At 63.0% G+C, this 17,613-nt stretch carries 18 protein-coding genes and 1 tRNA gene; 11 read left to right on the forward strand and 8 right to left on the reverse strand.

From position 1 onward, the window contains the following. Positions 1-5: 5 nt before the first annotated feature. The gene (locus tag NEI07_RS16305) at positions 6-875 is read right to left on the reverse strand and encodes a xanthine dehydrogenase (protein ID WP_256035985.1); all 870 of its coding nucleotides are present in this window, start codon (positions 873-875) and stop codon (positions 6-8) included. 377 nt (positions 876-1,252) lie between these two features. On the opposite strand from NEI07_RS16305, the gene NEI07_RS16310 reads away from it, so the two are divergent. Genes NEI07_RS16310 through NEI07_RS16320 form a run of 3 tightly spaced genes read left to right on the forward strand, consistent with a single transcriptional unit; the run spans position 1,253 to position 6,086 of the window. Next, complete coding sequence (locus NEI07_RS16310) at positions 1,253-2,554, forward strand: ABC transporter substrate-binding protein (protein ID WP_256035988.1); 1,302 nt, start codon at positions 1,253-1,255, stop codon at positions 2,552-2,554. Beyond that, complete coding sequence (locus NEI07_RS16315; RefSeq protein WP_256035989.1) at positions 2,551-3,849, forward strand: di-heme oxidoreductase family protein; 1,299 nt, start codon at positions 2,551-2,553, stop codon at positions 3,847-3,849. Before NEI07_RS16310 ends, NEI07_RS16315 begins: the two co-directional genes overlap by 4 nt. 17 nt (positions 3,850-3,866) lie before the next feature. After that, a complete protein-coding gene (locus tag NEI07_RS16320) occupies positions 3,867-6,086 on the forward strand; it encodes a TonB-dependent receptor plug domain-containing protein (RefSeq protein WP_256035990.1) in 2,220 nt (739 codons plus the stop codon). A gap of 66 nt (positions 6,087-6,152) precedes the next feature. Here the strand turns inward: NEI07_RS16320 and NEI07_RS16325 are convergent, their stop codons facing one another. Beyond that, entirely contained in the window at positions 6,153-7,055 is a 903-nt protein-coding gene (locus tag NEI07_RS16325) for a pepsin/retropepsin-like aspartic protease family protein (RefSeq protein ID WP_256035991.1), read from the reverse strand. Positions 7,056-7,160: 105 nt separating this feature from the next. Then, positions 7,161-8,201 carry a ribonuclease Z gene (locus NEI07_RS16330; RefSeq protein ID WP_256035992.1) on the reverse strand — a complete coding sequence of 347 codons (1,041 nt, stop codon included), beginning with the start codon at positions 8,199-8,201 and terminating at the stop codon, positions 7,161-7,163. A 257-nt stretch (positions 8,202-8,458) separates the two neighbouring features. On the opposite strand from NEI07_RS16330, the gene NEI07_RS16335 reads away from it, so the two are divergent. Further along, positions 8,459-9,037: an HdeD family acid-resistance protein gene (locus NEI07_RS16335; protein WP_256035993.1), complete on the forward strand. Its 579-nt coding sequence runs from the start codon at positions 8,459-8,461 to the stop codon at positions 9,035-9,037. Positions 9,038-9,211: 174 nt separating this feature from the next. Here NEI07_RS16335 and NEI07_RS16340 read toward each other — a convergent pair whose 3' ends face one another. From NEI07_RS16340 to NEI07_RS16350, 3 genes are all read right to left on the reverse strand, one after another. Further along, the gene (locus NEI07_RS16340) at positions 9,212-9,358 is read right to left on the reverse strand and encodes a hypothetical protein (protein ID WP_256035996.1); all 147 of its coding nucleotides are present in this window, start codon (positions 9,356-9,358) and stop codon (positions 9,212-9,214) included. A 96-nt stretch (positions 9,359-9,454) separates the two neighbouring features. Next, positions 9,455-9,531: transfer RNA gene (locus NEI07_RS16345), tRNA-His, on the reverse strand. A gap of 175 nt (positions 9,532-9,706) precedes the next feature. Then, complete coding sequence (locus tag NEI07_RS16350) at positions 9,707-10,258, reverse strand: DUF721 domain-containing protein (RefSeq protein WP_256035998.1); 552 nt, start codon at positions 10,256-10,258, stop codon at positions 9,707-9,709. Between the two features lie 75 nt (positions 10,259-10,333). On the opposite strand from NEI07_RS16350, the gene mutY reads away from it, so the two are divergent. Together mutY and NEI07_RS16360 are read left to right on the forward strand one after the other, a co-directional pair. Continuing rightward, positions 10,334-11,398, forward strand: coding sequence for an A/G-specific adenine glycosylase (mutY, locus tag NEI07_RS16355; RefSeq protein WP_256036001.1), 1,065 nt, complete (start codon positions 10,334-10,336; stop codon positions 11,396-11,398). A gap of 24 nt (positions 11,399-11,422) precedes the next feature. Continuing rightward, positions 11,423-11,689: an Imm74 family immunity protein gene (locus tag NEI07_RS16360; protein WP_256036003.1), complete on the forward strand. Its 267-nt coding sequence runs from the start codon at positions 11,423-11,425 to the stop codon at positions 11,687-11,689. Positions 11,690-11,710: 21 nt separating this feature from the next. Here NEI07_RS16360 and glpK read toward each other — a convergent pair whose 3' ends face one another. After that, positions 11,711-13,207, reverse strand: a complete 1,497-nt coding sequence (gene glpK, locus NEI07_RS16365; RefSeq protein ID WP_256036004.1) for a glycerol kinase GlpK — start codon at positions 13,205-13,207, stop codon at positions 11,711-11,713. A gap of 96 nt (positions 13,208-13,303) precedes the next feature. On the opposite strand from glpK, the gene NEI07_RS16370 reads away from it, so the two are divergent. From NEI07_RS16370 to bfr, 3 genes are all read left to right on the forward strand, one after another. Then, on the forward strand, positions 13,304-13,687 hold the full coding sequence (locus NEI07_RS16370; RefSeq protein WP_256036005.1) for a hypothetical protein: 384 nt from the start codon (positions 13,304-13,306) through the stop codon (positions 13,685-13,687). A gap of 287 nt (positions 13,688-13,974) precedes the next feature. Next, positions 13,975-14,211 (forward strand): (2Fe-2S)-binding protein, encoded by a 237-nt coding sequence (locus NEI07_RS16375; protein WP_123174255.1) that lies wholly within the window; start codon positions 13,975-13,977, stop codon positions 14,209-14,211. A gap of 27 nt (positions 14,212-14,238) precedes the next feature. Continuing rightward, positions 14,239-14,718, forward strand: a complete 480-nt coding sequence (bfr, locus tag NEI07_RS16380; RefSeq protein WP_256036008.1) for a bacterioferritin — start codon at positions 14,239-14,241, stop codon at positions 14,716-14,718. A 57-nt stretch (positions 14,719-14,775) separates the two neighbouring features. On the opposite strand, the gene NEI07_RS16385 is transcribed toward bfr, so the two are convergent. Then, positions 14,776-15,393, reverse strand: a complete 618-nt coding sequence (locus tag NEI07_RS16385) for a helix-turn-helix domain-containing protein (RefSeq protein WP_256036009.1) — start codon at positions 15,391-15,393, stop codon at positions 14,776-14,778. 261 nt (positions 15,394-15,654) lie between these two features. Here NEI07_RS16385 and NEI07_RS16390 point away from each other — a divergent pair, with 261 nt between their 5' ends. Together NEI07_RS16390 and NEI07_RS16395 are read left to right on the forward strand one after the other, a co-directional pair. Beyond that, a complete protein-coding gene (locus tag NEI07_RS16390) occupies positions 15,655-16,488 on the forward strand; it encodes a UDP-2,3-diacylglucosamine diphosphatase (RefSeq protein ID WP_256036010.1) in 834 nt (277 codons plus the stop codon). Beyond that, on the forward strand, positions 16,488-17,588 hold the full coding sequence (locus tag NEI07_RS16395) for a glycosyltransferase family 4 protein (protein ID WP_305123834.1): 1,101 nt from the start codon (positions 16,488-16,490) through the stop codon (positions 17,586-17,588). Before NEI07_RS16390 ends, NEI07_RS16395 begins: the two co-directional genes overlap by 1 nt. Positions 17,589-17,613: the final 25 nt, after the last annotated feature.

The following is a 17,613-nucleotide window of genomic DNA, read 5'->3' on the forward strand; positions in this document are numbered from 1 at the left end:
TTGGGTCAGTGAAGCGTTACCTTAGCGCTGAGCGGGCGTCGTCCCCGCGCCGGCGCGGAGGCGATCGCCCGGACCACCGCCTCGGCTATGGCGCGGCCGCGTTCGTCCGTTCCGGTCCAGTTCGAGGCGCGTCCGCGAGGGTCGATTTCCACGAGCTTGACGCCCCGCGCCGCATGGACCCCGTCGCGCGCGATCCCGCGCAGGAAGCCGTCCATCGGCGCCTGGACGGGAAGGCCGTCGAGTCGGCCGAGCAGATAATCCTTGAAAACCCGATCGCCTATGTCGAGCGGCGTCCGCCAGACGCCATCGCGCGCCGCATAGATGAAGCGCTCCTTGCCGACGCCGCCGAGAACGCGAGCGACGCCGTCTGAAGGCAGCGTGGCGCCGTTTTCGAGCAATTCGCCCGTATGCGCGGGATGAGTCTCGATCGCCACGTCGCAGTTCCAGCCCGCCGTGAAGTTTGGACCCATCCCGATCACGAGACCTGCGATCCCGCGCAGATCCGGCGTGACGCGGTGCTTTTGCATGCGGGCGTCGATCAGTACGTCGGGCGCGCGCAGAGTGATGAGGTCCGTCAAGGGAAGGGGCGAAACGGCGACGCGTCCCGGCCGGGACAAGACGTCGACCACATCCAGCGTCGTTTGCGTCAGATCGGCGACGACGCCGTCGACTTCCGCGCGATCTCCATAAAGCGCGTCATGAAAGGCCATTCCCCGTCGGATGACCGGCGGGTGCGCGTCATGGCTGAGAACCACCCGGCGCCGCTCCCATGTCAATCGCGCCGCGACCGCGGAGGCGATCTCGTTCGTGCCGAGGATGATGACGAAATGCTCATTGCAGTCGGCGAGGAAGTCTTTTGCTGAAAAGCCTGGCATGGGGCGCCTCCCGCGCATTTTCAGCAAATCACGCGCCAAGTCGCGCCAAGTCGCACGCCTTTGTATTGCAGGGAATCCGGCAAGGGCCAGGCGACGGGAGAATGCTCGTTTCGCGCATCTTGTCTTGAAGTCGACAAAAACGGACAAAAGCCGCCAACGACGCGCGCAGCGCTAGACTGACTCGCTTTATCATATTGAAAAACATCACTATTTTTTCAAAAGCGCTATGTCATAAGGTAATATATCAATTACCGATTGGCCTATGGCATTTGCACATATACTGATCATGTGCTGCTTAAAGTTCGGATGTTGACTTTTATACCGCTCGTTTGTAGTCAAGCAATATGTAAGCTAACTACATAACGGTTCTCGATCACATGATCCGCGCTGTCGCCGTCGCTGCATTCGTAAGCCTTTTCAACATTCTTGGCGCTGCGCCGTCCGGCGCCTCGGCCAATGAGACGATCACCGTCGTCACGAGCTTTCCTGAAGAACTGACGACCCGCTATGAGCGGGAGTTCGAGCGCGGCCATCCGCAAAGCCACGTTCAGTTCGTCTGGAAGCAGTCCCGCGACGCGCTTGCCGAACTCGCCAAGCCCGAACAGGGCGGCGCGGACGTCTATTGGGCGCCGGCGCCGGCGAATTTTGCGCGTCTTCGCGACCGGGGCGCATTTCGCAAGATAACGGTCGACCGCGCCGCGCTTCCCGGCCGGCTTGGCCAGCAGCAATTGTCCGATCCCGCCGGCCTCTACGAAGCCTATGACGTCGCCGGCTATGGGATTGTCGCGAATCCAAGCGCGCTGGCCGCAACTGGCCTTTCTGCGCCGCGACGCTGGCGCGACCTCGCGTCGTCCGAATATGCGCGCCAGCTCGCCATGCCGATTGCCTCAAAGGTCGGCTTCTCGCCTGCGCTCTATGACATCCTTTTGCAAAGCGAGGGTTGGGATGCAGGTTGGCGTCTCCTCAGCGAGATGGCCGGCGAGGCGACGCTGCTCGATTCCGGATTCGCGCCGACGGCCTCTGTGCGGGAAGGCAAAGCGACGCTCGCGCTGACCATCGATTTCTTCGCCGAGATCGCCAAAGCCAATGGCGCGGCGGTCGAGATGATCTATCCCGAGCGTACGGCGTTTCTGCCCGCCCACGTCGCGATGACCGCCGCCTCCAAGCATGTCGCCGGCGCGCAGGCCTTCATCGACTTCCTGCTATCGACGGACGGCCAGCTACTGATGATGGAGCGCGACAGCCGCCGGCATCCGGCCCGGCCGGATGTCTATCAGAGCGCGTCGCAGGACTTTGCGAACCCCTTTGCGCTGCCGGCGTCAACGCTCCTCGATTACGATTCTGAGATCGGCCGCCGCCGGCCGCCGCTGATCGCGCTGCTCTTCGATCTCGCGATCGTCGAAGGACATGCCGAGAGCGCCGAACTGTGGCGCAAGATTCACGACGTCGAGAAAAAATTCGCTGGCAATGCGAAAGCCATGGCGGCGCTCGGCGAAGCGAAGAGACTCGCCGGCTTGATTCCGGTTTCGCAAAGCGACGCGGGCGCAAGAACCTTCCTTGAGCGCTTCGCACGTCGCGACGCCATCGATCCGCAGCAAATCGCACAATGGCGCGAGGAGATCGGCGCGGCGCGGCGACAGGCGCGTGAGCTCGTCAAAAGCCTGGAGCCGGCGCCATGAAACGCTTCGGCGTTCTTCTATGCGCCGCGATGCTCGCGGGCGCCGCGCGCTATGAGACGAGCGGCCCCGACACCGAGGCCTTCATCCAGCCGGTTGAAGGGTTGGACGGCGAACATGCCGCGAGCTTTCGCAAGGGAAGCGGCATTTTCCGCCAAGCCTGGGTCATCGGACCTTCGCAGGACCATCCCGACTTTATCGGTCTCGGTCCGCTCTATAATCGACTTTCCTGCATCGCCTGCCACGTCAAGAATGGCCGCGGCGCTGCGCCAGACAGCGAAAATGGCGTCGCGCGCACGATGGCGGCGAGGCTGAGCGTCGAGGGAAAGGACGCGCATGGCGGACCGCGCGTTCATCCTGAATGCGGCGCTCAGCTCAATCCCGAAGGCGTTCCCGGCGTCGCTGGCGAAGGCCAGGCCGTTGTCGAATACGCCGAATTCGATGTGGCGCTCGCCGATGGCGCGACAGTAAGGCTTCGTCGGCCGACGCTCTCGTTCCGCAATCTCGCTTACGGTCCGCTCGGGCCCGAGACGAAGACGTCGCTGCGCAACGCGCCGCCGGTTTTCGGCCTGGGTCTGCTCGAGGCGGTCACGGAGAGCGAAATTCTCGCCGGCGCAGGCAGACCGAATTTCGTCTTCAGCGTTGAGACCGGCCAGAGAACGCTCGGCCGCTTTGGACTCAAAGCCAATCAGCCAAATCTCAAGCAGCAGATCGCCAACGCCTTCGTCGAAGACATCGGGGTCACCTCGTCGCTGTTTCCTGTCGAGAGCTGCGCGCCGTCTCACAGCGAATGCCGTCGCGGCGCTTCGACGCCGGAATTGACCGACGCCCAGCTCGACGCGGCCGTGACCTACATCCGCGCGCTTGCCCCTCCAGCGCGCCGCAATCTCGGGGACCCGCGAGTCAAGGACGGCGACGTTCTTTTCCATGAGATCGGCTGCTCGAACTGTCATCGCGACGCGCTGCATGTTGCGGACTTCTCGCTGCAGCCCGCGCTCAACGGCGTCGAGATTCATCCCTACACCGACCTTCTGCTGCACGACATGGGCGACGGGCTCGCCGACGGCCGTGAAGACTTCGAGGCTGGTCCCCGAGACTGGCGCACGCCGCCGCTCTGGGGACTGGGCCTCGCCGGCAAAGGCGGAGACGGCGCCGATTTTCTGCATGACGGCAGGGCGCGCACGCCCGCCGAGGCGATCCTCTGGCACGGCGGCGAAGCGCAATCCTCCGCCGACGCCTTCCGCAATCTTCCCGAACCCCAGCGCGACGCGCTGCTCGCTTTCCTCAACTCTCTCTGACGTTCACGGGGGCAATGATGACCAGGCTGCTGACGACGACGGCGATTTCAGGCGGCGTTCTTCTCTCGCTATCAACTCCTATGAACGCGCAGACGCCGCTGCCGCCGATCGAGGTGCGCGCGCCGAAGGCTTTCGAACTCGGCCAGATCAAAGTCGGGGAACGTCGTCTTGGAGTCCCGACCAAGGTCGCTCAGCCCGGCGCCGGCGTCGGCGTCGGCGGGGTGGGCGCTGCGCCTCCTGCATGGGTTCCATCCGAAAAGGTCGACAATGGTCCGACGCCCAGTCAGCATACCGACGCCTTCGGCGGCTACACCATCACCAACAGACAGATGGAGACCTTTGCGCGGCCAACGCTCGACAGCGCGGTCAATATCGCGCCGGGCGTCAATAGTCAGATCTCGGGCAATTCACGCAACGAGCAGAATATCTATGTGCGCGGTTTCGATCGCTGGCAGGTGCCGCTCACCGTCGACGGCGTTCGCGTTTATCTGCCGGTCGACAACAGACTCGATTTCGCGCGCTTTCTGACCGCCGACATCGCTGAAGTGCAAATCGCCAAGGGCTATGTTTCGGTGCTCGACGGCCCCGGCGGCATGGGCGGCCAGATCAATCTGGTGACGCGCAGACCGACTCGGGAGATCGAAGCCGAATGGCGCACGCGATTCGAATTCGGTCGCGACGGCACATTCCTAGGACCGATGACCTACGGCTTCGCTGGCACGAAAAAGGATCTCTATTACGCGCAGCTCAGCGGCACGTTTCAGAACTACGACGGCTGGATGCTGCCCGCGAGCTATCGCTCGACTCTCGCTCAAGGATGGGGATTTCGCGAGCAATCCTATACGCAAGACTACAATGTCAATGCGCGCGTGGGCGTGACGCCCAACGCGACCGACGAATATTCACTAAGCTTCAGCCGCCAAGAGGGCCAAAAGGGCGCGCCGCTCCATACGACCGATCCCATCTCCACGCAGCGCTTCTGGCGATGGCCCTACTGGCGGGTCCAGAATCTTTATTTCCTGTCGAAGACTCAACTCGGCGACTCCTCCTATGTGAAGACGCGCGGCTATTGGAGCAAATTCGACAATTCGCTCGTCTCCTATGACGATCCTTCCTTCATCAAGCAGTCGCTGCCGAAATCCTTCAACAGCGCATATGCCGATTATGCGCTCGGCGCCGAGGTTGAGGCTGGCGCGCAGATCGGCGACATCGACACGCTGAAAGCGCTGTTCTTCTATCGCCTCGACAATCATTCCGAATGGCAGGAGAATTTCGGACAGAATTTTCGCGGCGCGCGCACGGGCTGCGTGACCGGCGTCCCCTGCTTCACCCAGCCGGTGATTTCGAGCATCGAGGACACCTATTCGGCGGCCGTCGAGAACACATTCCACCCGAGGCAGGACATCGATATCGTCGCCGGCTTTAGCTACGACTGGCGGCATCTGCGCCAGGCGCAAGGCTTTGCCGTTCCGCAGGGCGTTATCGACTATCGGCCCATCGACGTGCAGGCGCCGAACTATCAGGGTGCGGCCATCTGGCGCTACAACGATACGGACCGCGTCTACTTCAATGGTTCGAGCCGGACGCGCTATCCCACGCTCTTCGAGCGTTTCAGCACCCGCTTTGGCGGCGCGACGTCCAATCCGGCGCTCATGCCGGAGCGCGCAACCAATTTCGATCTCGGCTGGTCAAGCCTCTTCGCGCCCGGCAGCCGGGTGTCGATCGACGTCTTCTACAGCCTCGTCGACAATCTCATCCAAAGCGTGCCAGCGCCGCAGTTCGGCGTGAACGTCACGCAATCTCAGAACGTCGGCGGCGGCAGATTCTGGGGCGCGGAAATCTCCGCAGATTATTTCGTGCGCGAGGATTTCTCGCTCGGCGGCAACGTCACGCTGATTCGGCGCCGGGTCAATTCGCCGTCGATCGTCAATTTTCAGCCGACGGGGGTGCCCGATCTCAAGATGTTTCTTTACGCCGGCTACCGTCCCATTCCCCAGCTGACCTTGACGCCCAGCATTGAAGTGGCCGGCGATCGCTGGACGTCCATAACAAACGGCAATTGGTATTACCGGACGGGCGCCTTTTGCCTCACGAACTTCAACGCCGATTATACGCCGGGCGACAATATCAAATTCTCCGCCGGCGTGCGAAATGCATTCGATGACTACTATGTGCTCGCTGACGGATATCCCTCTCCGGGCCGCACATTCTATCTCGCGTCTAAAGTGAACTTCTAGACGCGTTCGCCGCTGCGACCATCACAAACTCGGGTGCGCTGCGCTCGCGCGGCGCCGCGCGATCGTCTATTTCAGCTTCGCGTCCCAAGTCGGCGAATCCGGCGCGCGAAAATCAAAGTCCCAGGCAAATCTGCGGATGAGATTGTAGCCGATCAGGAAAGAAACATCGCGGCCAAGCGCGGCGCGCAAGGCGCCGAAGTCGTAGGAGATCGCATAGAGGTCGTGCAGGACGCCGCCTTCGCCCAGGTCAAGCGACTTGATCTTGTAGACCTTCAAGGAAATGCGCTTTCCGCCGACGCCGCTTGCCCGGGCTTTGGCCTTCACGGCCGTGAACAGCCCTTTGTGCTTGCGTATGAATTGCTGATCGACGGCCGAGACTTCCGCGCCCGAGTCGAACAGGCCGACCGCCGCCGTGGCGCCGAGCCGCAGGTCGACGCCGACAAGACGTCCATCGGGTCCCAGCCGCCGAAACGGCTTTGGGCGGCCGCTCGCCGTCGCGTCGCCGAAAAAAATGAGTTCGCGGCGATCGATATCGAGGCTGAACCGTGCGCCTTTGAAAAAGTCCAGCCCCAAAAGATCGTCAGCGTCGCCAGGCGGACATCGCGTGAGTTGATATTTCGCTCGCGCGACATTGTTTCCTTGATCGGCGACGAGTTCGACATTCTGCGCTTCGACATCGTCACAGCGCATTGTCGCGCCCGACGCCCCGGTGGAGAGGCTTGCGCCAAGAACCGGCAGGTCCTTGTTCCAGGGCGCCAGCCTGATGCGCGTGCTCGAGGCGCCAGTGTCAAGGCGCATGCTTCCCATGACGTTGCCGATGCGGACTGGCAGGTAAATGCGCCCGCCAAGATATTCATCCTGGGTCAAGGTCAGCGGAATGACGGAACGGCTCCTCTCGGCGCCGACGGCGTCGACTGAAAACAATAGCGCCGCACAAAGGAAAAAAGTCGCCGATCGAATAAGCTTCATGGACTGCGTCCCGCTCCCGAATATTCAGCGCTAAGCGCTTCCCGATCACATGGAATCATGTGATCGATAAGGAATCGCTCAAAATAAAAACGTTAGAGCAGGTTCTCATCGAAAAAGTCTGTCAACTTTTTCGGAACCTGCTCTAAGAAACGCGTCCTGAGCTTCCCGCGCAAGCTCCGCGCTCTCGCCCTTGTAGCGAGGCGAGTAATGGAAGGTCACGAGCCGCTTCACGCCGGCGCGGCGCGCGATCGTTCCCGCCTGACGCGCCGTCAGATGTCGCCGCTGGGACGCGGCGGCAGAGTCGCGCTCCAAAAATCCTCCTTCGATGAAGAGAGTGTCCGCGCTTTTCGCGAGCTTTACGATTCGTTCGATGTTGCGTTCGGTATAGGCGCAATCGACGACATAGGCGATCTTGCGGCCCGAGGAGATCTTCATGATCTCCTTCTTGAGCATTCCGAAGGGCAGGGCGTCGGGTTTTTTGTCTTCCGCCTCAGCCCAGGCGACCTTGATGAGGTCCGAATCATTGGCGCCGCCAAGCGTCGCCTCCTTGAACGCCCGCAGCCACGGTCCCACGGCGAGACCCAATGCGGCCAGCTTGTTGCGCCAAATGTTGATATGCGCGCGCTCCTCCAGCGCGAACGCCAGCACAGGAAGGCCATGATCGAGCGTCGTGGCGCGAACCTGTATTCCCGACTCTTTCAGCAGCACCCCCTCGCTCGATTGGCTCTTCTCTTCGTCGCGACGCGCAAATTGCGTTCGACCTGAAAATGAAGCGGAAGCAGCGCGCCCGGATTCGTCCATTTCGGTCACCCGGAATGTCAGATTGCCCTCGTAGCCGCCGATGAGGTTCCAGGAATAGGCTTTGAGCTTATGCTCCACCGCATCGATTATGCCGAGGGGTCCGTAAACGCCAAGCGTCATTTCCCGCCCGAGCAGCCGCCGCAGCAGCTGATCGAAGCCCGCGAAGTGATCCATATGCAGGTGCGTGACGAAGACGTCGCTGATTCGCAGCATCTTACGGGGCGAAAGCCGTGCAAGGTCGCCAAGATCGAACAGCAGCGCCCGCTTTTCGAAAACGAGATCGACGTAAAGACCCGGATCGTCGAAAGGCTCGTTGATCAGCGCAGGGTCGAAATGGCGCGGCACGGCTCTTTGCTCTCATTCGGCGCGGCAAGCAAAAGCTCATGCACGCTCGCGCGTGCAGCGCCCTGCAGGACAATATAGTCGCGAGTGAGAGGCAGGCAGCCGCAATGCTTTGGATCGGCGTGTGCAGGCGGTCGTCGATGATCGCTCGCCAGCTCGGCGCGACGGTTCCCCGCATCGTTCGGTCACAATTATCGGCTTGCTATTTGCGTCTAATCGGCAAAGATCCCGCTTTCTTCACCTCACCATGGAAGCCTTAGATGCAGCGACAGTTTGACTCTTTCCTTTCAAGCGCCCCCGATGTCCTCGCTGTTCACTGGGGCTGGGTCATCGCCTTGGGAATATTCGTCGGGGCGCTGGGAATCCTCGCGATCATCCGAGCCAGGATGGCGACGTTCATCGCGGTCGGCTTTCTTGGCGCGCTGCTCATCGTCAGCGCGGTGTCGGTTCTCATATTCGCCTTTTCGGCCGCGGGCCTGTGGACAGACTTCTTCGTCCACGTCCTCTGGGCGGTTCTTCTGGGGATCGTCGGAATCATGCTGCTGACGCGCCCGGCGATCAGCGCCGAAGCGATCACGCTTCTCATCGCCTTCTATTTCATTGCCCAAGGCATACTCGTCATCGGTTTTGCGTTGACCTCTCAGATCGACGGTCTGTGGATGTATCTCCTACAGGGCGGCGTCGCGCTGCTGCTTGGCGCGCTGCTGGTGACCGGCTGGCCGTTCACCGGGCTTTGGGCGATCGGAACCTTCCTTGGCATCGATTTGCTGTTCAAAGGATGGGGAATCATCGCCCTGGGCTTTGGCCTTCGGGCGATCTCGGAAGGCAGTCTGCTGTAGGCTCGCACCGGCGCGGATGTCATTCCCGACGCGCGCAGCGCGATCGGGAATCCAGAGTCGCGACAAGCATCGTTAAAGTTGCTCTGGATTCCCGGTCAGCCTTCGGCTGCCGGGAATGACAGACCCAGCAAACGGATCAGTTGGCCTTCTACTAGACGCGCTCGACCGGCCCGCTCAATCCAGCCCGCCGGTGGGATTGGCGAGCCAATAGACCATGCAAAAGGCCACGGTGATCAGGCCGGAGCCGAACACGGCTCCCGCCGCGCCTTTGTCGGGAAGGGCGTAGTTCGCCACCGAAATCAGCGATCGTCGTCGGGACATCGACGGCAGTGGGTCGCGTGCCGGCCCGCCTTGAAGCCTCCGCGGCGACCCGATCAAGTCGGAATCGGCTCGCTGCATTTGCGGCCGCTAAGAACATGGTACCGCCACCCCGGCTCGAACGGGGGACCCCCAGATCCACAATCTGGTGCTCTAACCAACTGAGCTATGGCGGCACAAGATCACGCCGCCCTTGGGCGACTCCGCCCAAGGGCGGATAACGTGATCGATCTCTATAGTTTAGAGCGCGCTCTATGCGAAAAACCGGGCTCCACTTTTTCGCGAGCCGCGCTCTTGCGGCGCGAACCTAAAAGCAAGCGTTCGCGATTGCAAGCCTTCGCAGGGGCGCCCTCAAGCGTCGCCGGGCGCGCCGTTTGCGCCGGCGAGCGCGCGTTCGCCGAGCCTGATGAGCGCATCGCGCAGGCCTTCCTCGGCGACGCCCTCGGCCGCCTCGATGGCGCGGGCGCGCGCCGCCGCGTCGGGCTTTGGCGCTCGGCCGGGGCTCGGCCGAGACGCAGTTGCAGGGATTATGGCTTCCTGTCGCAGCGCGATCCGCGCGACGCAGCGCCAGCCAAGATGCGCATTGACCCGATCGATAATAGTTGGGGCGAGATGCTGCGCCTCAAGCCCAAAGCCTGGGTCCACCCGCAGCACGAGAGTCGCCGGCTCTCGCGGCGTCTTCTCGCGGCGCTTCCCCGGCGAGGGGTCGGCCGGCTTCGCCCGACGCTGCGGCGGCCACTGCAGCGAGGCGGGCGCGCAGATTCGTGCGATTCGCGCCCCGACGATCTCGCGCCAGCACAAAAGCAGCGACGCTTCCCCGAAGCCGCGCGCGGCGATGAGCGGATCGAGTTCGCGCGCAACATAATCCGCGAGCGAGCGCGCTTTGAAGCCTTTGGCGCGCATGGGGACGCTCATTGGACTTGCGGCGACGCCGCCCTCCTTGCCGGGGCGAAGCTTCGCCCTCTATCAATCGCTCTCATGATAAAGCCTCGCGCGAGATCGACCAAACCCGGCGCGGCGCTGCTCGCCTGGTACGACGCCCATCGGCGCGACCTGCCCTGGCGCGCGCGGCCCGGCGAAGCGCCGGACCCCTATCGGGTATGGCTTTCGGAAATCATGTTGCAGCAGACGACCGTCGCGACGGTGAAGGAGCGTTACGCGGCGTTTCTCTCGCGCTGGCCGGCGATCGAGGATCTGGCGCGCGCGCCGCTCGACGACGTTCTCGCGCAATGGGCGGGGCTCGGCTATTACGCCCGGGCGCGCAATCTGCACGCCTGCGCGCGTGCGGTCGCGGAAGCCTATCAGGGGCGCTTTCCGCGCGACGAAGCGGCTCTGCGCCGGCTTCCCGGAGTCGGTCCCTATACGGCGGCGGCGATCACCGCCATCGCTTTCGATCAGCCCTGCGTCGCCGTCGACGGCAATGTCGAGCGCGTCATTGCGCGCCTTCACGCAATCGAGGCGCCGCCGCGCAAGGTCGCGCCGCTGATCCGCGAAAAGGCCGCGGCGCTGATGAGCCCCGCGCGCCCGGGAGATTCCGTCCAGGCGCTGATGGAGCTCGGCGCGCTTATTTGCGCGCCGCGAACGCCGGACTGTCCCGCCTGTCCGCTGTCGCCCGATTGCGCGGCGCGGCGTCAGAACGCGCAGAGCGACTATCCGGCGCGAGAGATCAAGGCGCCCAAGCCCAAGCGCCGCGGCGCGATCTTTATCCTGCGGCGCGGCGACGAGGCGTTGCTCCTGCGCCGGCCGCCGCGCGGGCTCTTCGGCGGCATGAACGCCTTCCCGTCGACGCCTTTGACGCAGGATATCGCCGCCGCGGATCTTCCGCGTTTCGCGCCCTGCGCGGCGCGCTGGCGCGCGCTTAAAGAGCCGCTGACGCATATCTTCACGCATTTCGCGCTGGAGGCGACAGTGTTCGTCGCGCATACGCGCGCCAAAGCGGCGCCCGCAGATTGCCGCTGGGCGGCGCGCGCCAATCTGGGTAAAGAAGGATTGCCCACCCTCATGCGCAAGGCCGCCGCTCACGCCGGACTTCTCGACGCATGAGAGCTGCGAGGCTGGAGGGGAGCCATGGCGCGACGCGCAGGCGGCTATCAGGTCGAGGTGACGGAGGGCGCGATTCGCGTGCGCCGCGCGGGGAAAACGCTCACCATTCCCGCCGCGCCGCCGGACGGCGACTCAGAAGAAGACGCCGATTTCATCGTGCGTCTCGACGACCTCGAACATTGGGACGCGCCCGACGATGAAACGCCGATCGGCATCGAGGAGCTGCAGAAAATCCTCGACGCGGTCGAAAAACAGATCGAAAAGCACGGTTTGAGCGTCGATTTCGAATAGCGCAGGCAAGGCTTGGAAATGTCAGATCGCCCAGCCGAGCGAGCGCTCGACGGCTTTTTCCCAGGACGCGATCAGGCGCGCCCGTTCCTGCGGCGTCATATGGGGCGTAAAGCGACGCGATTCTCGCGTGTGCGCGGCGATGTCATCCAAGCTTTTGTAGACGCCGACGGCAAGGCCCGCCGCATAGGCGGCGCCGACCGCCGTCAACTCCAGCTGGCTGGGCCGGACGACCGGCGCGTCGATGATATCGGCCTGAAACTGCATCAACAAATCGCTCCCAGCCATGCCGCCGTCGACCTTGAGCGCGCTGATCTCGACGCCCGCGTCGGCGATCATCGCCGCCAGGACTTCCCGGGTCTGAAACGCCGCAGCTTCGAGCGCCGCGCGGGCGATATGGCCCTTGTTGGAGAATCGCGTCAGCCCGGCGATGATCCCGCGGGCGTCGCCCCGCCATCGTGGCGCAAACAGACCGGAGAAGGCCGGCACGAAATAGACGTCGCCATTGTCCGGCACGCTTCTCGCCAGCGTCTCGATCTCGCGGCTCTCTTTGATGATCCCGAGATTGTCTCGTAGCCACTGCACCAGAGCGCCGGCGATCGCGATCGAACCTTCCAGCGCGTAACAGGGTTTGGCGTCTCCAAGCTGATAGGCGAGCGTCGTCAGCAGGCCCTTGGTCGAGATGCGCGGCGTCTCGCCGACGTTCATCAGCAGAAAACAGCCGGTGCCGTAGGTGTTCTTGGCGTCGCCAACATTGACGCAGGCTTGGCCGAGCAGCGCGGCGTGCTGGTCGCCGAGCGCGCCGGCGAGCGGAACGCCGGCGAGCGCGCCGACGCATTCCCCATAGACCTCGCTCGACGAGCATATTTTCGGCAGGCAGGCCGCGGGAATGTCGAAGATCCGCAGCAGTTCTTGATCCCATTGCAGGGTTTCGAGATTCATCAGCTGCGTGCGCGAGGCGTTGGTCGCGTCGATGAGATGGCGGCCGCCGTTGGGGCCGCCGGTCAGATTCCAGAGGATCCAGGAATCGATCGTGCCGAAAAGCGCCGCGCCCTGCGCCGTCCTTTCGCGCGCGCCGGGGACTTCGTCGAGAAGCCAGGCGAGCTTGAGCGCGGAAAAATAGGTCGCGAGCGGCAGTCCCGTGTTTGCGCGGACCAGTTCGCCCAGACCTTGCGCCGCGATCCGATCGACGGCGGCTTGCGTGCGCGTATCCATCCAGACGATCGCGTGATGAAGGGGCGCGCCGGTCGCCGCATCCCATAAGAGGGTCGTCTCGCGCTGATTGGTGACGCCGACGGCCGAGAGGTCGCGGGCCGAGACCTTGGCCTCAGCCAGCGCCGCCGCGATCACGGCCTGCGCATTGCGCCAAATCTCGGCGGCGTCATGTTCGACCCAGCCGGGGCGGGGATAGATCTGCCGGTGTTCGCGCTGCGCCTTAGCGACGATCCCGCCGCTCTTGTCCATCAAGACGAAGCGGGTGCTCGTCGTGCCCTGATCGAGCGCCCCCAGGAGTTTGGACATTCATAACCCTTTGATGAACGGAAGTTTCAGCCTCGGTTCAGAGCGTTCGCCGTAATGGGGAAACGGTTCCATCAATTCTCAAAAGGAGGATGCTCCATGAGATCGGCAGCCGTCAAAACCCTATCGGCGCCAATCAAGCCGGCCTTCGCCGCGCTTCTTTTGGTTCTGGCTTCGAGCCCATTCGCGTCGGAGGCTTCCGCGCTGCCGGGGATAGATCGCACGCCCGCGGCTCAGCTGGGTCCGGGCGGCGAGAAGGCGCGCTGGGTATGCGGACCCTACCGGTGCTGGTGGCGGCCCGGCTACGGCTGGGGTGGCGGCTACGGCTGGGGTGGTCCCGGTTGGGGCGGCGGCTATGGTTGGCGGCGCCCAGGCTGGGGCGGACATGGCTGGGGCGGGCATGGGCCTGGCTGGGGCGGACATGGCTGGGGCGGGCCTGGACACGGTTGGGGCGGCGGAGGCTGGGGACACCGTCACTGGTAAGAAAGGATTAACCCAAACATCAAGAGTCGCGGACGTTGTTCGCGGCTCTTTTTTTGACACTTGCCCGGAGGCCAATTCGTCCAAAATGTATTTGATAAACCGGCATGGTCCTTGCCAATCAGAGTTCATCGGCGCGGGTCTGTCGGAAAGGCGACACGCGAGAGTTGGCAAACGAGAGGAGATATTGTAACCTACTGATACGAAAGGTAGTTTGCAATCTTTCCAAAGAAGGAAATTTGCAACCTTTCCAGAAAGTAGTTTGCAACCTTTCCAAACTAGGCTAAGTAATGATCGTCTGTTCGTGCAACGTCCTGTCGGACCGCGATGTGCGCGATACGCTTGGGCCACGCGGTGACCGGCCTTCGGTCTCAGCTGTGTTCCGGCATATGGGCTGCGAGGCGAAATGCGGGCGCTGCGTGCGCAGCATCGTCGCCATCGTCGACCAGCACGCCGCGCGAGGATTGGACGAGTGCCCGGGGAGCGGCGATTGTGAAGGCTGTCGCGCCGACGAACTGGCAGCCTAAGTCTATTTCATTGGAAAGGATGCGGACATGCGCGGTGACGCGAAAGTCATCGATTATCTCAATCGCGGATTGCGCGCAGAATTGACCGCGGTCAATCAGTACTGGCTGCATTTCCGCATATTCCACAATTGGGGTTTCCTCGAGCTCGCCAAAAAATGGCGCGAAGAGTCGATTGAGGAAATGCATCACGCGGATCATTTCGCCGAGCGTATCCTCTTCCTCGAAGGCTTCCCGAATATGCAGGTGCTCGATCCGCTGCGCATCGGCCAATCCGTCGAGGAGATCATCAAGGCGGACCTCGAGACCGAGCTCGGCGCCCGCGACCTCTATCTCGAAGCCGCGGCCTATTGCCTCTCGATCAACGATCGCGTTTCGGAGCAGCTTTTCGAAAGCGTCGTGAAGAGCGAGGAAAAGCACATCGACTTCCTCGAGACCCAGCTTGAATTGATCAAGCAGCTCGGCGTTCAGCTTTACTCGCAAAAGCACGTCGGCGAATTGCACTCCTGACGCACCGAGCGCGTCATCGGCCGCCGCAAACGCTCCCGGGCGCGACGCGGCGGCGAGTCATTCCATCACCGCCGCCTTCAGAATGCACACCATCGTCGCCTGCGCCGGCGTTTTGCCGAGGTTGCGGATAATGTGCGGCCGGTCGCAGCGATAGCGCAGGGTTTCGCCTGCTTTCACGCTCGATTTCGCTCCGGCGACCTCGACCTCAAGCTCGCCGTCGCGCACAGACAGGCTCTCGACCGAGCCGTGCTGATGCGCCTCGGATTCCAGCACGCCGCCAGGCGCGGCGGCGAATTCATAGCACTGCAGCCATTCGACGGTCTTGATCCAGCCGATGATCTCAAGCCGGCATTTGCCGTCGTCGGACACCAGGATGGGCGTGTCGGCCTTGCTGGTTTTCTCGAGGAAGGGTTCATCCTCCGTCGTCTGCAAAACCCGCTCGATCGAGACGTCGAGCGCCTGCGCGAGACGCCAGATGGTGGCGAGCGTCGGATTGGTTTCATTGCGTTCGATCTGGCTGATGATGGACTTGGCGACTCCAGACTGCTGAGAGAGTTCGGAAAGCGACAAATTATAGGCCTTGCGCAGGCGCTGCACGGTCGCGCCGAGCTGCCCAGATAGCGCTAGCGCGCCCGCCTCCAGCATTTTTTGCTTGTCCTGGCCTTCGACGCCCATCATCCCCAGCGCTTCAGCCGCGCCCGTAGTTTTCAGAATCGATCGGCAAGATAGCCGAATGCGTTCGAAATATCGAACAGCGAATCCTTCCCGCCTTTCCCCGACCTCGCGTTTGCTCGAGCCCGAGACGGCCATGTCATCTGGCTGTGATGCGAATCTGGTCAATCAGGCCAAGCGGCGAAGGCAAGAGGCGAACAGCTCATGCTCGACAGAAACGCCAGGGTGAAGGTCTCCCAAGCGGCGCGCTCCAACACGGCGCAGATGTCGGATCCGGCAAGTGAACATGCAGCCAAGCGCTATCGGACGCTTTTTTTGTCCGATCTGCATCTTGGCGCGAGGGGCGCCCAGGCTGAACTGCTGGTCGACTTTCTCAAGCATAACGACGCCGACACATTCTACCTCGTCGGCGACATCGTCGACGGCTGGCGTCTGAAGAACGGCTGGTACTGGCCCCAGGCCCATAATGATGTCGTCCAGAAGCTCCTGCGCAAGGCGCGAAAAGGCGCGCGCGTCATCTATGTGCCGGGCAATCACGACGAATTCGCGCGCGATTACACCGGGCTCAATTTCGGCGGCGTCGAAGTCGTCGACGACGCGCTGCATGAGACCGCCGACGGCAAGACCATGCTCGTCATTCACGGCGACCAATTCGACATTGTCGTGCGCAACGCCCGCTGGCTCGCCTTCTTCGGCGACTGGGCCTATGATTTTGCGATTGTCGTCAACACTTGGTTCAACCGTGCGCGCCGGATGTTTGGCGTTGGCTACTGGTCGCTTTCCGCCTGGGCGAAGCTGAAGGTCAAGAACGCCGTCAATTTCATCGGCGATTTCGAGAACGCTTTGGCCTCCGAGGCCGCGCGGCGCAATGTCGACGGCGTAATCTGCGGCCATATCCATCACGCGACGATCAAGACCATCGCCGGCAAGCTCTACATCAATACCGGGGATTTCGTCGAAAGCTGCACCGCGATCGCCGAACACCAGGACGGCGCATTCGAGATTTTGCGCTGGCATAACACCGCGGCTGAACGCGAGGCGGCGGAGGCCGCAGAAAGCGCCAAGGCCTTGCAAAACGAGAGAGCTGTGGCGGCCTGATGAGAATATTGGTGGCGACGGACGCCTGGCGTCCGCAGGTGAATGGCGTCGTCCGATCGCTTGAAACCATGGCGCAGTCAGCCCGCGCGCTGGGCGCCGAAATCGACTTTCTGACCCCGCGCGACTTCAACTCGCTGCCGATGCCGACCTATCCCGAAATCGGGCTGGCGCTCGCTTCGCCGCGCGCCGTTCGCCGGCGGCTCGAAGAGGGCTATGATCACGTCCATATTGCGACGGAAGGCCCCATCGGACTGGTGACCCGCGCCGTGCTGCTGCGGGCGCGCCGCTGCTTCACAACGAGCTTTCACACGCGCTTCCCCGAATATATTCAGGCGCGCTTCGGACTGCCCGTCGGGCTTTCCTATGCGGCTTTGCGCCGCTTCCACAATGCCGGCGCTGGCGTCATGGTGTCGACGCCGAGCCTTTCTCGCGAATTGTCGGAGCGCGGATTTCGGCGAATTTTGCGCTGGTCGCGCGGCGTCGACCACGCGCTGTTCACGCCCGATGCGGCGGCGTCGCTCCCCTTTCAGCGGCCGATTTTCCTTTACGCCGGGCGACTCGCCGTCGAAAAAAACATCGAGGCCTTTCTGTCCCTTGATCTGCCGGGAACAAAGCTCGTCGCCGGCGACGGGCCAGCGCGCGCCGGTCTTGAAGCGCGATTTCCGCAGGCCCGGTTCCTTGGCGTGAAATCGAGCGCCGAACTTGCGGCGCTCTACGCCTCGTCGGACGTTTTCGTCTTTCCGAGCCGCACCGACACGTTCGGCATCGTGCTGCTCGAAGCCATGGCCTGCGGCCTGCCGGTCGCGGCCTATCCGGTGATGGGTCCGCTCGACGTCGTCGGCGCGAGCGGCGCTGGCGCGCTGGACGAAGATTTGCGGTCGGCGGCGCTCGCCGCGCTCGACATCAGCCGAGAGGCGGCGCGGGCGCATGCGCTGACCTTCACTTGGGAGAATTGCGCACGGCAGTTCCTCGACAATATCGTTTACGCCCGCGGCGCGGCCGCGCTTGGCGGCGTCGGTCTGGACGCGCTGCGCGCGACAAGCCAGGAATCGGCAGGCGAGCGCCGCTCCGCCAAAAAGCGCCAGCCTGTCCAGCCATAATCGTCGTGTCTCGCCCCGCGAGCGG

The sequence above is a fragment of the Methylocystis suflitae genome (assembly GCF_024448135.1).
In the GTDB taxonomy this organism is placed as follows: domain Bacteria; phylum Pseudomonadota; class Alphaproteobacteria; order Rhizobiales; family Beijerinckiaceae; genus Methylocystis; species Methylocystis suflitae.

Excerpts from the sequence above, each read along its gene's own strand:
- NEI07_RS16315 (WP_256035989.1), top strand. The coding sequence starts at position 2,551 with ATGAAACGCTTCGGCGTTCTTCTATGCGCCGCGATGCTCGCGGGCGCC.
- NEI07_RS16360 (WP_256036003.1), top strand. The coding sequence starts at position 11,423 with ATGGCGCGACGCGCAGGCGGCTATCAGGTCGAGGTGACGGAGGGCGCG.
- NEI07_RS16370 (WP_256036005.1), top strand. The coding sequence starts at position 13,304 with ATGAGATCGGCAGCCGTCAAAACCCTATCGGCGCCAATCAAGCCGGCC.
- glpK (WP_256036004.1), bottom strand. The coding sequence starts at position 13,207 with ATGTCCAAACTCCTGGGGGCGCTCGATCAGGGCACGACGAGCACCCGC.
- NEI07_RS16325 (WP_256035991.1), bottom strand. The coding sequence starts at position 7,055 with ATGAAGCTTATTCGATCGGCGACTTTTTTCCTTTGTGCGGCGCTATTG.
- NEI07_RS16395 (WP_305123834.1), top strand. The coding sequence starts at position 16,488 with ATGAGAATATTGGTGGCGACGGACGCCTGGCGTCCGCAGGTGAATGGC.
- NEI07_RS16385 (WP_256036009.1), bottom strand. The coding sequence starts at position 15,393 with ATGGGCGTCGAAGGCCAGGACAAGCAAAAAATGCTGGAGGCGGGCGCG.
- mutY (WP_256036001.1), top strand. The coding sequence starts at position 10,334 with ATGATAAAGCCTCGCGCGAGATCGACCAAACCCGGCGCGGCGCTGCTC.
- NEI07_RS16310 (WP_256035988.1), top strand. The coding sequence starts at position 1,253 with ATGATCCGCGCTGTCGCCGTCGCTGCATTCGTAAGCCTTTTCAACATT.
- NEI07_RS16335 (WP_256035993.1), top strand. The coding sequence starts at position 8,459 with ATGCAGCGACAGTTTGACTCTTTCCTTTCAAGCGCCCCCGATGTCCTC.
- NEI07_RS16320 (WP_256035990.1), top strand. The coding sequence starts at position 3,867 with ATGACCAGGCTGCTGACGACGACGGCGATTTCAGGCGGCGTTCTTCTC.
- NEI07_RS16350 (WP_256035998.1), bottom strand. The coding sequence starts at position 10,258 with ATGCGCGCCAAAGGCTTCAAAGCGCGCTCGCTCGCGGATTATGTTGCG.
- NEI07_RS16305 (WP_256035985.1), bottom strand. The coding sequence starts at position 875 with ATGCCAGGCTTTTCAGCAAAAGACTTCCTCGCCGACTGCAATGAGCAT.
- NEI07_RS16340 (WP_256035996.1), bottom strand. The coding sequence starts at position 9,358 with ATGTCCCGACGACGATCGCTGATTTCGGTGGCGAACTACGCCCTTCCC.
- NEI07_RS16375 (WP_123174255.1), top strand. The coding sequence starts at position 13,975 with ATGATCGTCTGTTCGTGCAACGTCCTGTCGGACCGCGATGTGCGCGAT.
- NEI07_RS16390 (WP_256036010.1), top strand. The coding sequence starts at position 15,655 with ATGTCGGATCCGGCAAGTGAACATGCAGCCAAGCGCTATCGGACGCTT.
- bfr (WP_256036008.1), top strand. The coding sequence starts at position 14,239 with ATGCGCGGTGACGCGAAAGTCATCGATTATCTCAATCGCGGATTGCGC.